Origin of the sequence: Streptomyces sp. NPDC091972, assembly GCF_044756385.1 — a bacterium.
GTDB lineage: Bacteria > Actinomycetota > Actinomycetes > Streptomycetales > Streptomycetaceae > Streptomyces.
The window spans coordinates 106,633-121,514 of sequence record NZ_JBIVSV010000011.1 but is presented as its reverse complement, the minus strand read 5'-3'; the positions used below and the strand labels follow the sequence as shown (position 1 = coordinate 121,514).

The following is a 14,882-nucleotide window of genomic DNA, read 5'->3' as shown; positions in this document are numbered from 1 at the left end:
ATGTCTTCCGCCTGTGACGATGTATCGACGGGTTTGCGTATTTGATATGGAGCTGTTCGACAGCACGGCTAACGTGTCGAACTTGCGGATGCTCCCGTGCGCCCCCGCCCGGGAAGCTGAGATCCTTGTGGCGGGGGGAAGAGCGGGGAACAGCCAGCACCGACCGGGGGGAAGAGGGGGAGCAATGCCTCGTTGGAGGGCCTTGCCGGATGAACTGGATCCGCAGGTCAGGGAGTTCGCGAGCCAGCTGCGGCGGCTCGTGGACCGCAGCGGCCTGAGCATCGCGGCCGTCGCCGACCGCACGGGCTACAGCAAGACGTCCTGGGATCGCTATCTCAACGGCCGGCTGCTCGCGCCGAAGGGCGCGATCGTCGCCCTGGCCGAGGTCACCGGCACCAATCCGGTGCACCTGACCACGATGTGGGAGCTCGCCGAACGCGCCTGGAGCCGTTCGGAGATGCGCCACGACATGACCATGGAGGCCATCCGGATCTCCCAGGCGCGGGCCGCGCTCGGCGAGTTCGGCGCGCCGCCCGCGAACGCCAAGGGCGGCAGGACGGCCCGCAGGAGCGGCAGCGCGACGGCGACACCCGGGGTGGCGGGACCGGCGGGGGTCGCGCCCACGGTGCCGCCCCAGCCGGTGGCGTCGGAGAACGACAGCGCGGAGGCGCGCCGCGCCGCGTCCTCGGGAACCAACTCCTGGGGTGTGGCCGGGTACCAGGGGCCGTCGCAGGCGGCGGGGCGTGCGGCTGCGGCCGGACCGGCCTCCCCGGGCGGACCGGGGTGGACCCCGGGGGCGCCGGGGCCCTACGACCAGCCGCAGGACGCGCGTCCCGGTGACGGCGTCTCCGGTGCGGCCGGTACCGGTGCCGGTGGTTCCGGCGGGGGCAAGCGGCGGCTGACGATGTTCCTCGCGGGAGTCGTCGGGGTGCTGGTCGTGATCGCCGCCGTGTTCTTCCTGACCGACCCGGGCGGCGACAAGAAGAACAAGGCCGGGAAGTCGCCGTCGCCGTCCGCGGCCACGAGCGTCTCGCTGCCCCCCGGCGTGAAGTGCAGCGGCCAGGGATGCACCGGGAAGGACGCCGAGGCCATGGGGTGCAGCGGCAACCTGGTGACGACCGCCAAGACCGCGACCGTGGGGGCGGCCGTGGTCGAGGTGCGCTACAGCAAGACGTGCGGGGCGGCCTGGGGGAGGGTCACCCAGGCCGGGCAGGGCGACCAGGTCGAGGTGAGCGCGGGCAAGGCGGTCGAGCGGAGCGGCGGCATCACGGAGGCCGGGGACACGATCGCCTACACGCCGATGGTCGCCGTGAAGGACGCGGGCGAGGCGAAGGCGTGCGTGACGCTGGCTTCCGGGCAGCGGGGGTGCACCGACTGAGAGGGCGCCGGGGGGTGTTCGTGCCGGTCGCGGGTACGTCGTGGCTTGCCGCGCAGTTCCCCGCCCCCCGGGTGGGTGAAATTTCCCGGAGTGTGCATGGACCGTTGAATCCAGGGCACGCGAACGGTACCCCCACGGGAGTCCGGAAACGGTACCCCCATACGGCGGCCGCCTCCGTCCCCCCTCTCCCGGACGGGCGGCCGCCTCTTCTGTCGGGGCGGCGGCGCGTGCGGTGGTGTGGGCTGGGCCACAGGGGGCCGGACGTCCGGGATCCCGGATGCGCGATAGCCTGACCGCTGGAGATCTCTTGACGCCGAGAGATCGATCAAACGTCCGGGGCAGGGACGCCCCACTGCCGTCTGTCATACGGAGAACGCCATGACCCGCACTCCCGTGAACGTCACCGTCACCGGCGCGGCCGGCCAGATCGGTTACGCCCTGCTCTTCCGCATCGCCTCGGGCCAGCTCCTCGGCGCTGACGTGCCGGTCAAGCTTCGCCTCCTGGAGATCACCCCGGCGCTCAAGGCCGCCGAGGGCACCGCGATGGAGCTCGACGACTGCGCCTTCCCGCTGCTCCAGGGCATCGACATCACGGACGACCCGAACGTCGCGTTCGACGGCACCAACGTCGGCCTGCTGGTCGGCGCCCGCCCCCGCACCAAGGGCATGGAGCGCGGCGACCTGCTGGAGGCCAACGGCGGCATCTTCAAGCCGCAGGGCAAGGCCATCAACGACCACGCCGCGGACGACGTGAAGATCCTGGTGGTCGGCAACCCGGCCAACACCAACGCGCTGATCGCCCAGGCCGCCGCCCCGGACGTACCGGCCGAGCGCTTCACCGCGATGACCCGCCTCGACCACAACCGCGCGCTGACGCAGCTCGCGAAGAAGACGGGCACCTCGGTCGCCGACATCAAGCGGCTGACCATCTGGGGCAACCACTCCGCCACCCAGTACCCGGACATCTTCCACGCCACGGTCGCCGGCAAGAACGCCGCCGAGACCGTGAACGACGAGAAGTGGCTGGCCGAGGACTTCATCCCGACCGTCGCCAAGCGCGGTGCCGCGATCATCGAGGCCCGGGGCGCGTCCTCCGCCGCCTCGGCCGCCAACGCCGCCGTCGACCACGTGTACACCTGGGTCAACGGCACCGCGGACGGCGACTGGACCTCCATGGGCATCCCGTCGGACGGCTCCTACGGCGTCCCGCAGGGCCTGATCTCCTCCTTCCCGGTCACCACCAAGGACGGCACGTACGAGATCGTCCAGGGCCTGGACATCAACGAGTTCTCCCGCGCCCGCATCGACGCCTCCGTCAAGGAGCTGGAGGAGGAGCGCGAGGCGGTCCGCGCGCTCGGCCTCATCTGAGTCTTCTCCACAGCTCTGTCACGAGCCTGCACGGGCCCTGTTCCGGTTTCCTCCGGGACGGGGCCCGTGGCCGTTCTCCGCCCTACGGTCGAAGTCTTGCCCGACGGGGTGATTCGGGGGGTTCGCGATGAACGGATGGAACGGCTGGAGCTCCGGTTCCGGAGCGGGACACGGGCCGAGCGAGGAGAGAGGCCGGTCGGCCTGGGGCCCGGAGGAGACGGGGACGGCTCCGCCCTGGGCCTCCGCGGAGACCCAGACCTCCTTCGCCCCGCCCTGGGCGACGGCCGGGAACCAGGCGTCGCCCGTACCGCCCCGGCCCCCGGCACCTACGGCTCCTGCGCACGCACCCCACCGGGTCCGGCGGGTGCTCGCCGCCCTCGCGGTGGCCGTCCTGGTCGGGGTCGCGGTCGGCACCGGTGTCTGGTGGCTCCTGCGGGGCACCGCCCTCGGGTCCGGCACCGGCACGGGCGCCGGTCCGACACCGGGCGTCACGACGACCGCCTCGTCCCCGTCGCCCTCCGCCTCCACCGCCTCGGGATACCGCAGGGTCCACGACCCCGTCGGGTACTCCGTCGACGTCCCGCTGGGCTGGACCCGCACCGAGAAGCAGGGCGGGCAGGCACCGGTCGTCCTCTACGAGGCCCCTGCCGACGGCCGCCGGCTCCAGGTCTTCCGGATCGCTGAGGACACCCCGGCCCAGTCCCTCGACCTCGCCGAGAACGACCCCGGCTACGGCTTCGCCCGCGAGCCCGGCTACCGGGTCCTCGACCGGGCCTCCGGCACCACCTGGGCCGAGCTCGTCTACCGCTACGACGACAGGGACCTCGGTGCCCGCCGTGTCGTCGACCACCGCTTCCAGGCCGCCGACGGGACGCTGTACGCGATCCGCGCGGCAGGCCCCGTCTCGCTCCCGTCCGCCCTGGTGCGCGAGCCGCTCACCAGGGCGCTGGCCTCCTTCTGCCCGGCGGACACGGAGTGCGTCTGAGCGTGCGGTGCCGGGCGGAGCGCGCACGGGCCACCGGGTCCGCGGAGCCGCACCCGCCGGCCCACCGCGCCCCCGTCCGCCGCCGCTCATGGGGTACCCAGGACGCACCCCTCACCCGTACCGGACCGCTCGTCACCCCGAACCGCGCGCAGGTGCGAGGGGCCGGGCCGGGCCGGACCTCGGGGCCGGTCAGGGGCTCGCCCCCGGCCCCCGCGCGAAGCAGCAGCAGGCCGAAGACCGGGTTCAGCAGGGAGGGCACGGCGGCTCCTCGGGTCAACTGGGGCATGGGCCGGGGCGGTTGGCCCGTCGCCGGGGCGACGGCCCGAACGCGATAGTACTCGTTCCCGGCGGAACGCGATAGTGCTCGACTCTCCGGATCCGGTGGGCCGGGCGGTCAGCTCGCCGGGCCGGGCAGCCGCTTCTCGAACCAGTGGTCGCCGTAGGCGTGCTCGCTGTAGGGCGGGATCTCCGTGTAGCCGCTCGCCCGGTACATCGTCTGCGCCTCGGTGAGCGACGCGTGGGTGTCCAGCCGCAGGACGGTGAGACCGCGGGCGGCGGCCTCCGTCTCCAGGGCGGCGAGGATCCGGCGGGCGAGGCCCAGGCGGCGGGCGTCGGGGTGCACCCACACGTGGCGGAGCTCGCCTATCCCCGGTGCCAGTCGTCGCAGCGCCCCGCAGCCCACGGGACGGCCCTCCTCGTACGCCACGAAGAACGCGCCCGCCTCGCCCGAGACCTCCTCGGGGCGCACCAGGTCGGACTTGTCGAAGCCCTCCGGGAAGCGGGCGTCGATGTCGGCGGCGTAGGCGTCGAGGCAGGCGCGGGCGTCGGGGGCGGCGCCGTCGACCGGGGCCACGGTGATGGCGGCCAGGCGCAGCAGGCGCCGGGCGGTGCCCATCGCCTCGGTGAGCCGGTCGCGCTGGGCCGGGGTGAGTCCGTCGAGCAGGCCGGCGGCGAGGGCGTCGGCCCGGCGGTTCTGCTCCTTGAGCTCGGTCCGTCCGGCGCGGGTCAGCTCGACCCTGCGCAGCCGGCTGTCGTCCGGGTGGACGCTGATCCGGACCAGGCCCTGCGCCTGAAGGGTCTTCGCCATCCGGCTCAGGTATCCGGCGTCCAGTCCGAGCCGGGTCCTGAGCTCGCGCAGCGAGACGCCCTCGCCGATCTCGAACAGCAGCCGTGCCTCGCCGAGCGGGCGGTCCTGGCCGAGATAGTGGTCGTCCAGGGCGCCGATGCGGCGGGTGAAGTAGCGGTTGAACCGGCGGAACTCCGCCACGTGCTGTGTCGACACCGGGTCCATAATCTTTGACTCTAGTCAAAGGACTGTGGTGGCGTCCACGGGTACGGGATTCCGGTTTCCCCGACCCACCCGCACCTCTATGCTGATGGTTCGTCAACAACTGACCTGAACAAGGAATGTGCACGCATCGGGGGAGTCGCGTGACTACTACATCTGTGCCTCGGCAACCGCAGTCGGCACCGCCGGGCCCCGTCACGCCGCCGCACGCCAGCGAGGCGACCCGGCTGCTGTGCGCGGGCACCTACCTGGATTCCGGTTACCGGGACCGGGTCATCGAGCAGCTCCATCTGAACGAACAGCGGATCGTGGCGCCCTCGCTCGGCCTCGACGCGGCCCGGGTGCTCGCGCACGCGCTGCGGGCCCGGCGCCAGGAGCTCATGTGGGCCGGTCTGATCCTCGGCCTGTGGGTGATCGGGGTACCGCTGACCGGCGGACTGCTGTTCATGTTCCTCGGCCCCAGCCTGCTGCTCGCGGCCGCCTCGTGGGTCCGGGGCAAGGGCGCGAACCCGCCGCTGTACCGCCGGCTGCCCGCCTTCGTGATGCGCTGGTGGGGACGGCTGCTCTTCGCGACGTTCCTCGTCCTGGCGCTCGTCGTCGCGTTCGGCGGAGGCGACGACGACTCGTCGTCCTACGGCGGCTCGGGCTCCTTCGGCGACTCGTACGGCTACGGCGACGGGTACGGCTCCTACGGCGACTCCTCCGACGTGTCCGACCTGCTGTTCCCCGACGTCGACGGGGTCGGCGAACTGGTCGGCGCGCTACAGGCATGGCTGCTGATCGTCGTCTTCGCGCTGATCGCGCTGTGCGTGGCCGCACAGCGCGGACAGTTCGCCAGGGCGGTCACCGCCGAACTGTCCCCGCAGCGCTTCGCGGACGCGGCCGCGGACCCCGCCGAGCGCGCCGAGGGGCAGCGGTTCCAGCGGCTCAAGGACCGCATCCGGATCGAGCAGCACGCCCCGCTGGTCATGTACCACGAGAAGCGGCCCTTCTGCGGCGCCGGGTACGCCTACGAGACCTGGGTGCTCGCCGTCGAGCTGCGGCCCGACGAGAGCAAGAAGGAACAGCTGCCGCTGAACAACCGCGCGGTCCTGGAGAAGATCCGCCCGCTGCTCGAACAACTGCGGCTGCCCTCCGAGTTCGCCGGGCACACGGTCCGCGACCGGCTGCGCTGGCTGGAGATCGACGAGTGCGTGTTCCTGCCCGCGGAGGGACTGCGCCGGCGCGAGGAGGCGCCGTACCACCCGGAGGCCTTCGAGGACCACCGGGCGCGCGCGGTCGAGGAGGGCGCCGAGAAACGGCGGCACTTCCTGCGGATCAGGGTCGGCGGCTGGGAGGAGGAGCTGGTCGTCACGGTCTTCGTGCGCGTCCACACCCAGGGCCGGATGCTCATGCTGGAGATCGCCCCGCACGTGCTGCTGCCGGTGCGCGAGGACTTCAAGGACGCCGACCGCGCGGCCCACACCTACCGGCACAACAACGCGCTCGGCAAGGCGGCCTGGGCGGTGGCCCGGGTGCCGGGCTCCGCGGCCCGCTCCCTCGTCACCCTCGGCAGGGGCGTGGCCTACGCGTGGAAGCTGCTGACCGGGGGCTACGCGGGCGCGCTGCCCGACGGTCCGGCGCTGTCGGTGCGGGAGCTCGGTTCGGCGGACGAGGGGTCCCTCTTCCAGGACATGGACGCCCACCGCTATCTCAGGAGCGTGCAGGACCGGGTCGCGCACGGCGTGCTGACCGCGCTGGCCGAATCCGGTTACGAGACCGGTGAGTTCGTCCAGAAGATCGTGAACATCAACAACGGCGTGCACGTCGAGGGCGGTGTCCACGGCAGCACGTTCGCGGCGGGCACGCACGCCACCGCGTTCTCCGCCACCGGCGGCGCGGGAACCGCGTCACAGAAGGGAACCAGCGGCCATGGCAACGGATGAACCAGGCGTCAGCATCAGCGGCGGTGTCCACGGCAGCACGTTCGCGATCGGCAGCCACGCGCACGCCGAGAGCCACCACGGCACGGCCCCCCAGCGGGACGAGACGGCCGAGGCGCTCCTGACCGCCGTACGCGAACTGCGCGAGGACCTCACGCGGTTGCGGGCGACCGACCAGACGGCGGCCCTGGACACCGCGCTGGCCGAGACGGAGGAGGAGATCGTGGCGACCGGGCAGGCCGGGCCGACCCGCCGGGAGCGTCTGCGGGCCCTGCTGGACGACTCGCAGGCGCTGGTCGGCCTGGTCGCGTCGGCGGGAGCGGTGGCCGGGCTGCTGGGACTGTGAGGGCGGGCGTACCGTGCCCGCCTGTGCGGGCGCGGTGAGCCGGCCGGTACGGCTCGGGTGGGAACGGGGGGCGCGGTGAGCGGGAAGGGGACGCCATGAGCGGGGGAGTGCGGTACTGGAACGAGGAGACGCAGCGGTGGGAGGACGGGGACGGGAGCGGGACGGCGACCGGTCCGGTCACTCCGCCGCCGGCCCGGCCCGCCGCGGTGCCACCGCACGGCGGCACGACCGCGCCCGTGTGGCCGCCGGCGGCCGGGACGGAGCCGGACTCCGGCACGGCCGCGCGCGCCGGCGCCGCGGAACCGCCGGCGCCCACGGTCCCCGCCCCGCCGCCCCCGCCCTCCCCTCCCGCGGGCTGGCCCGCCGCCGGTGACGGCAGCACCTGGCACGGGCCCGGCACCACCGGCGGCGGCTGGTCCTCGGCCGAGCAGCTCGGGGGCGGATCCGCCCCGTCGGCCGAGTGGTCGGGGGCCGCCTGGTCGACGGCGGACCCGACGACCGGTCCGGGGCCCGCGGCCGGGCCGGACCGCCGGCTCCTGTGGTCCGCGCTCGGCGGTGTCGTCGCCGTCGGCGTCGCCGTGACCCTGGTGCTGACGCTGGTCGTCGGCGGCGACGGGGACCACAAGGCCGACGGTCCGAGCCCGACGCCCACCCCGGTCGTCTCGCAGCAGAGCGGCCCCGAGGACTCGCCGACCCCCTCACCGACCGAGGACACCCCCTCCCCGCTCGCCTCGACACCGCAACTCCCCGCCGGATACGAGCTGTACGAGGACGAGGAGGGCTTCCGCATCGCACGGCCCCTGGGCTGGTCGCGCAGCGCGAAGGCGTCCCAGTACGGCATCGACGTGGTCAACTACCGCAGCGCCGACGGCAAGCAGAGGATTCAGGTGTACCAGGTCGCGGAGGAGTCCCCGGAGGCGTCCTTCGAGCTGTACCTCTCCGCGGACACCCCCAAGCCGGACGGCTTCGAACAGCTCGGCCTCCAGCCCGTCCAGGAGGCCGGGTTCACCGGCGAACGCCTGGAGTACCGGGCCGACACGCTCAGCGGCGAGCCCGACGTCGGCCCCTGGCACGTCTACGACGAGCGGTTCGTCGCCCAGGACGGCCTCATCTACGCGGTCGCCGCGTACGGACTGGAGAAGGACGGCGGCCAGGACGAACTGGAACTGCTGACGACCGCTCTCTCCGGCTTCTGCGCCTCCTACACCTGCGACCTGGCGTCGATCGACTGAGTCGGCGCCCGGCCGCACCCGCCGCGTGGCTTTCCTTCCAGTTTGTCCGCAATTTCAGTGAGCCAGCGCACTTTCGGCCATCGATTGCGCATGCAATCGAGGCGCTGGGGCATGCGACGACGGTCCCTGTGAGTGACACCCGTGTGACACAGGGGAACCGAACAGGAACGGAAGGCAACACCGATCATGGCCGGACAGCACGCGCGGCGGGAGCCGCACACCATCCACGCGGGCGGCGAATGGCGCGCAGCCGTCTCCGGAGCCACCCGCGAGATCCTCGACCCCGCCGACGCGCAGCCGTTCGCCGTGGTCGCCGAGGGGGACGAGAAGGACACCGACCTGGCGGTCGACGCCGCCCGCCGGGCCTTCGACTCAGGACAGGGCCCCTGGCCGCTCACCCCCGTCGCCGAACGCGCCGCGCTGCTGCGCCGCGTCGCCGATCTTCTCGTACGCGACCGCGAAGAACTCGGCCTCCTGGAGAGCCGGGACGCGGGCAAGACGGTGGAGGAGGGCAGGGTCGACATCGACTGTGTCGCCGACGCCTTCCGCTACTTCGCCGACCTGGTCGCCGCCGAGGCGCCCGGCCGGGTCGTCGACGCCGGCTCGACCGACGTCCACAGTGTCGTCGTGCACGAACCCGTCGGCGTGTGCGCGCTGATCACCCCGTGGAACTACCCGCTCCTCCAGGCCAGTTGGAAGATTGCCCCGGCACTCGCGGCCGGCAACACCTTCGTGGTCAAGCCGAGCGAGATCACCCCGATGACGACCATCGCGCTCATCGAGCTGCTGGTCGAGGCCGGACTGCCGGAAGGCGTCGCCAACATCGTGACCGGCCCGGGCCACACCGTCGGCGCCCGGCTCGCCGAACACCCCGACGTCGACCTGGTCTCCTTCACCGGCGGCCTGGTCAGCGGCACCAAGGTCGCCCAGGCGGCCGCCGTCTCCGTCAAGAAGGTCGCCCTCGAACTCGGCGGCAAGAACCCCAACGTGGTCTTCGCCGACGCCTGCGCCACCCCCGAGGGCTTCGACACCGCCGTCGACCAGGCCCTCAACGCCGCCTTCATCCACAGCGGCCAGGTCTGCTCCGCGGGCGGCCGTCTCATCGTCGAGGAGTCCGTCCGGGACCGGTTCGTCGCCGAACTCGCGCGCCGGGCCGCCAAGATCCGCCTCGGCCGCGGCACCGAGGACGGTGTCGAGTGCGGGCCGCTGGTCTCCGAGCAGCAGCGCGCCAAGGTCGAGTCCTATGTCGCCTCCGCGCTCGCCGAGGGCGCGGTGCTGCGCTCCGGCGGACAGCGCCCCGAGCCGTCGCCCGAGCGTCCCGCCGACGGCTACTTCTACGAACCCACCGTCCTCGACCGCTGCCACCGCGAGATGCGGGTCGTGCGGGAGGAGGTCTTCGGACCGGTCCTCACCGTCGAGACCTTCCGCACCGAGGCCGAGGCGATCGCCCTCGCCAACGACACCGAGTACGGCCTCGCCGGTGCCGTCTGGACCGCCGACGCCGGACGCGCCCGCCGCGTCGCCGGCCGGCTGCGCCACGGCACGGTCTGGATCAACGACTTCCACCCCTACCTCCCGCAGGCGGAGTGGGGCGGCTTCGGCAGGAGCGGAGTGGGCCGCGAGCTCGGCCCCGCCGGGCTCGCCGAGTACCGCGAGAGCAAGCACGTCTACCAGAACCTGGCGCCCAAGCCGGTCCGCTGGTTCGCGGGCTGAACCCACTCGCTCCCTCCCCTTTCTCAAGACTTCCCTGGAGTACCCCCATGTCCGAGTCCAAACAGGAGTACGACTACGTCGTCATAGGCGGCGGAACGGCAGGCTCCGTCATAGCCTCCCGCCTCACCGAGAACCCCGATGTCACCGTCGCCGTCATCGAGGGCGGCCCCAGTGACGTGGGCCGGGACGACGTCCTCACCCTGCGCCGCTGGATGGGCCTGCTCGGCGGCGAGCTCGACTACGACTACCCGACCACCGAGCAGCCGCGCGGCAACTCCCACATCCGGCACAGCCGCGCCCGGGTCCTCGGCGGCTGCTCCTCCCACAACACCCTGATCGCCTTCAAGCCGCTGCCGTCCGACTGGGACGAGTGGGAGGAGGCCGGCGCCAAGGGCTGGGGCGCGGTCCCGATGGAGGCGTACTACGCCCGGCTGAAGAACAACATCGTCCCGGTCGACGAGAAGGACCGGAACGCCATCGCCCGCGACTTCGTCGACGCGGCCCAGAAGGCGCTCCAGGTCCCCCGCATCGAGGGCTTCAACAAGAAGCCCTTCGACGACGGCGTCGGCTTCTTCGACCTGGCCTACCACCCCGAGAACAACAAGCGGTCGTCGGCGTCGGTGGCGTATCTGCACCCCGTCATGGACGAGCGGACCAACCTCACGATCCTGCTGGAGACCTGGGCGTACAAGCTGGAACTGGACGGCACGCGCGCGCAGGGCGTGCACGTGCGCACCAAGGACGGCCGGGAGACCCTGATCAGGGCCCGCCGCGAGGTCGTCCTGTGCGCGGGCGCCGTCGACTCGCCCCGCCTGCTGCTGCACTCCGGCATCGGCCCCCGCAAGGACCTCGAAGCCCTCGGCATCCCGGTCGTCCACGACCTGCCGGGCGTCGGCGAGAACCTCCTCGACCACCCCGAGTCGGTCATCGTCTGGGAGACGAACGGACCGATCCCCGAGAACTCCGCGATGGACTCCGACGCGGGCCTGTTCGTACGCCGCGACCCCGAACACCCGGGCCCGGACCTGATGTTCCACTTCTACCAGGTCCCCTTCACCGACAACCCGGAGCGCCTCGGCTACGAACGCCCGGCGTACGGCGTCTCGATGACCCCGAACATCCCCAAGCCGAAGAGCCGCGGCCGCCTGTACCTGACCAGCGCGGACCCGGAGGTCAAGCCCGCCCTCGACTTCCGCTACTTCACCGACGAGGACGACTACGACGCCCGCACCCTCGTCGACGGCATCAGGATCGCCCGCGAGATCGCGCGGACCGAACCGCTGGCCGACTGGCTGAAGCGCGAGGTGTGCCCCGGCCCCGACGTCACCGGTGACGAGGAGCTGAGCGAGTACGCGCGCAGGGTCGCGCACACCGTGTACCACCCGGCGGGCACCTGCCGGATGGGCGCCGTCGACGACGAACTGGCCGTGGTGGACCCGGAGTTGCGGATCCGCGGCCTGGACGGCATCCGCATCGCGGACGCGTCCGTGTTCCCGACCATGACCGCCGTGAACCCGATGATCGGGGTGCTCATGGTCGGTGAGAAAGCCGTGGACCTGCTGGGAGGTGGTGCGTGATGAGTACGACCGCGACCATGGAGAAGCCGCCGACCACGGACAACGCCGTGTTCTCCGTCGACGGGCTGTGGAAGGTCTTCGGCCCCAAGGCGGACCGCGTCCCCGAGGACATCGAGCTGTCCGCCCTGGACCCCGCCGACCTGCGCGCGCGGACCGGCTGCACGGCCGCCGTCCGTGACGTGAGCTTCGACGTCCGCAAGGGCGAGGTCTTCGTCGTCATGGGCCTGTCCGGCTCCGGCAAGTCCACGCTGGTGCGCTGTCTGACCCGGCTCATCGAACCGACGGCCGGCACGATCTGCATCGACGGCGAGGACGTCCGCGCGATGGACAGCTCCCGGCTGCGCGAACTGCGCCGCCACCGCGCCGCGATGGTCTTCCAGCACTTCGGCCTGCTCCCGCACCGCACGGTCCTCGACAACGTCGCCTACGGCCTGGAGATCCAGGGCGTCGGCAAGGCCGAGCGCCGGGCGCGGGCCGCCGAGGTCGTCGCCAAGGTCGGCCTGGAGGGCATGGAGCAGCGCAAGCCGTCCCAGCTCTCCGGCGGCCAGCAGCAGCGCGTCGGCCTCGCGCGGGCGCTCGCGGTGGACCCGCAGGTCCTCCTGTTCGACGAGCCGTTCAGCGCCCTCGACCCGCTGATCCGGCGGGACATGCAGGAGGAGGTCGTCCGCCTGCACCGCGAGGAGGGCCGCACGATGGTCTTCATCACGCACGACCTGAGCGAGGCGCTGAAGCTCGGCGACCGGATCGCCCTGATGCGCGACGGCAAGGTCGTCCAGCTCGGCACCCCGGAGGAGATCGTCGGCTCCCCGGCCGACGGCTACGTCCGCGAGTTCGTCCGGGACGTGCCGCGCGAACAGGTCATGACGGTCCGCCGGGCCATGAAGCCCGGCGACTGCGCGGGCCCCGCCCACCCGGGCGCCCTCGCTCCCGACGCCGTCGTCGCCGACGCCATCAAGGTCGTCGCCGGCAGCGGCCGGCCGGCGTGCGTCGTGGAGAACGGACGCTGCCTCGGCGTCGTCGACCACGAGCGGCTGCTCGGTGTGGTCGCCGGAACGGAGCTCCCCGGGGGAGCCTCCGGAACGGAGCTCCGCAAGGAGGCGGTCTGATGGCCACCGTCACCGCGTCCACGCCCCGCGCCCTGCCCACCGGACTGCTCAAGCACCGCGCGGTCCACAAGCTCCTGCTCATCGCCCTCGTCGCCGCGATCCTCGTCCCCCTCGCCAACGCCCGGTGGGCCAGCGGCAGTTGGCCCGCCGCCCTCACCGTCGACCTCACCAAGCCGCTGGGCAGCGCGAGCGACTGGATCATCGACAACCGCGACAGCCACCCGCTGTTCCTCTACGGCTTCGGCTACGTCAGCAACGCGGTCGTGATCTCCGTACGCGCCGTCTACCTCGTCCTGCTCGGGGCCGGCTGGGCCGGTGTCACCGCGCTCGGCGCCCTCGTGGCCTGGCGCGTCGCCGGCGTCCGCCTCGCCCTCGGCACCACGGCGGCGCTCCTCGCCTGCGGACTGCTCGGCATGTGGGTCCCCACCATGCAGACCCTCGCCCTGATGGTCGTCGCCGTGCTCGCCTCGGTCGCCGTCGGCGTCCTGCTGGGCCTCGCCGCCGGACTGTCCCGCCGCATGGACAAGGTCCTGCGCCCGGTCCTGGACACCATGCAGGTCATGCCCGCCTACGCCTACCTCCTCCCGGTGGTCCTGGTCTTCGGCATGGGCGTGCCCGCCGCCGTCCTCGCCACCGTCGTCTACGCCGCCCCGCCCATGGCCCGCCTCACCGCGCTCGGCCTCCAGGGCGCCGACAAGGAGGTCCTCGAGGCGGTCGAGTCGCTCGGCACCACCGCCCGCCAGCGGCTGCTGACCGCGCGCATCCCGCTGGCCCGCAAGGAACTCATGCTCGGCCTCAACCAGACGATCATGATGGCCCTGTCGATGGCCGTCATCGCCTCCGTGATCGGCGCCGCCGGTCTCGGCGACCGCGTCTACCAGGCGCTCGCCTCCGTCGACGTGGGCGCCGCCCTCGCCGCCGGCATCCCCATCGTGCTGCTGGCCGTCGTCCTCGACCGCGTCACCGGCGCGGCGGGCGACGACAGCGCGGGACAGGGGCGCACGGGTCAGGAGCGCGCTGGACAGGGGCGCGCGGGATGGGCGTACGCCCTCGCCGGGACCGTCGTCGTGGCGGTCGCCGGTCGTCTGCTGGGCCGCCTCGACTGGCCCGACGCCTGGACCCTGAACATCGCCGAACCCGTGAACCGGGCCGTCGACTGGATGACGGCCCACCTGTACTCCGGCGTCCCCGTCGTCGGCGGCACCGCCGACTGGGCGGGCCACTTCACCACCTGGGTCCTCGACCCCGTCCGCAACGGGCTCCAGGGGCTGCCCTGGTGGTCCGTACTGCTCGTCGTCGCCACCCTGGCCTGGCTGATCGGCACCTGGCGCACCGCGCTCACCGCGGTCCTCGCCATGGCCGCGATCGGCGTCCTCGGCGTGTGGACACCCGCGCTGGACACCCTGTCGCAGGTCCTGGCGGCCGTCGCCGTCACCCTCGTCCTGGGCTTCGCGACCGCGGTCGCGGCGGCCCGCAGCGACCGCGTCGAACGCCTGCTGCGGCCCGTCCTCGACGTCTTCCAGACCATGCCGCAGTTCGTGTACCTGATCCCGGTCGTCGCCCTGTTCGGCGTGGGCCGCGCGCCCGCCGCCGCCGCGGCCGTCGTCTACGCGCTGCCCGCCGTCGTCCGCATCACCACCCAGGGCCTGCGCCAGGTCGACCCGGCCGCCATGGAGTCCTCCCGCTCGCTCGGCGCCACGAAGTGGCAGCAGCTCCGGCAGGTGCAACTCCCGCTCGCCCGGCCCGCGCTGCTGCTCGCCGTCAACCAGGGCGTGGTCCTCGTCCTCGCCGTCGTCGTCATCGGCGGTCTGGTCGGCGGAGGCGCGCTCGGCTACGACACCGTCTTCGGCCTGGCCCAGGGCGACCTCGCCACCGGCCTGGTCGCGGGCGCCGCCATCGTCTGCCTCGGCCTGATGCTCGACCGGGTCACCCAGCCGACGGAACGCCGCTCGGGGAAGGGAGCCTGA

General features: G+C 72.8%; 11 protein-coding genes. 10 read left to right on the top strand and 1 reads right to left on the bottom strand.

Annotation, left to right across the window (positions count from 1 at the left end; all coding sequences use genetic code 11):
- The first annotated feature begins 202 nt into the window (after window positions 1-202).
- The 3 genes from ACIQJT_RS29360 to ACIQJT_RS29350 all read left to right on the top strand — a co-directional run bounded on the left by ACIQJT_RS29360 (window position 203) and on the right by ACIQJT_RS29350 (window position 3,731).
- Window positions 203-1,378, top strand: coding sequence for a DUF2690 domain-containing protein (locus ACIQJT_RS29360; RefSeq protein ID WP_402648571.1), 1,176 nt, complete (start codon window positions 203-205; stop codon window positions 1,376-1,378).
- A gap of 378 nt (window positions 1,379-1,756) precedes the next feature.
- Window positions 1,757-2,746, top strand: coding sequence for a malate dehydrogenase (locus ACIQJT_RS29355; RefSeq protein WP_402648569.1), 990 nt, complete (start codon window positions 1,757-1,759; stop codon window positions 2,744-2,746).
- A 127-nt stretch (window positions 2,747-2,873) separates the two neighbouring features.
- Window positions 2,874-3,731, top strand: coding sequence for a hypothetical protein (locus tag ACIQJT_RS29350; protein ID WP_365455861.1), 858 nt, complete (start codon window positions 2,874-2,876; stop codon window positions 3,729-3,731).
- Window positions 3,732-4,125: 394 nt separating this feature from the next.
- Here the strand turns inward: ACIQJT_RS29350 and ACIQJT_RS29345 are convergent, their stop codons facing one another.
- Window positions 4,126-5,022 carry a GNAT family N-acetyltransferase gene (locus tag ACIQJT_RS29345; RefSeq protein WP_402648567.1) on the bottom strand — a complete coding sequence of 299 codons (897 nt, stop codon included), beginning with the start codon at window positions 5,020-5,022 and terminating at the stop codon, window positions 4,126-4,128.
- 140 nt (window positions 5,023-5,162) lie between these two features.
- Between ACIQJT_RS29345 and ACIQJT_RS29340 the strand changes: the two genes are divergently transcribed.
- The 7 genes from ACIQJT_RS29340 (at window position 5,163) to ACIQJT_RS29310 (ending at window position 14,882) form a co-directional block, all read left to right on the top strand.
- Complete coding sequence (locus ACIQJT_RS29340) at window positions 5,163-6,944, top strand: hypothetical protein (RefSeq protein ID WP_402648564.1); 1,782 nt, start codon at window positions 5,163-5,165, stop codon at window positions 6,942-6,944.
- Window positions 6,931-7,287, top strand: a complete 357-nt coding sequence (locus ACIQJT_RS29335; RefSeq protein ID WP_402648561.1) for a hypothetical protein — start codon at window positions 6,931-6,933, stop codon at window positions 7,285-7,287. Before ACIQJT_RS29340 ends, ACIQJT_RS29335 begins: the two co-directional genes overlap by 14 nt.
- A 95-nt stretch (window positions 7,288-7,382) precedes the next feature.
- Complete coding sequence (locus ACIQJT_RS29330) at window positions 7,383-8,519, top strand: hypothetical protein (protein WP_402648558.1); 1,137 nt, start codon at window positions 7,383-7,385, stop codon at window positions 8,517-8,519.
- Window positions 8,520-8,705: 186 nt separating this feature from the next.
- A complete protein-coding gene (locus tag ACIQJT_RS29325; protein WP_365455846.1) occupies window positions 8,706-10,232 on the top strand; it encodes an aldehyde dehydrogenase family protein in 1,527 nt (508 codons plus the stop codon).
- Between the two features lie 47 nt (window positions 10,233-10,279).
- Window positions 10,280-11,809 (top strand): GMC family oxidoreductase, encoded by a 1,530-nt coding sequence (locus ACIQJT_RS29320; protein WP_402648555.1) that lies wholly within the window; start codon window positions 10,280-10,282, stop codon window positions 11,807-11,809.
- Window positions 11,809-12,915 carry a glycine betaine/L-proline ABC transporter ATP-binding protein gene (locus tag ACIQJT_RS29315; RefSeq protein ID WP_402648553.1) on the top strand — a complete coding sequence of 369 codons (1,107 nt, stop codon included), beginning with the start codon at window positions 11,809-11,811 and terminating at the stop codon, window positions 12,913-12,915. The genes ACIQJT_RS29320 and ACIQJT_RS29315 overlap by 1 nt, the downstream gene beginning before the upstream one ends.
- Entirely contained in the window at window positions 12,915-14,882 is a 1,968-nt protein-coding gene (locus ACIQJT_RS29310; RefSeq protein WP_402648550.1) for an ABC transporter permease, read from the top strand. Before ACIQJT_RS29315 ends, ACIQJT_RS29310 begins: the two co-directional genes overlap by 1 nt.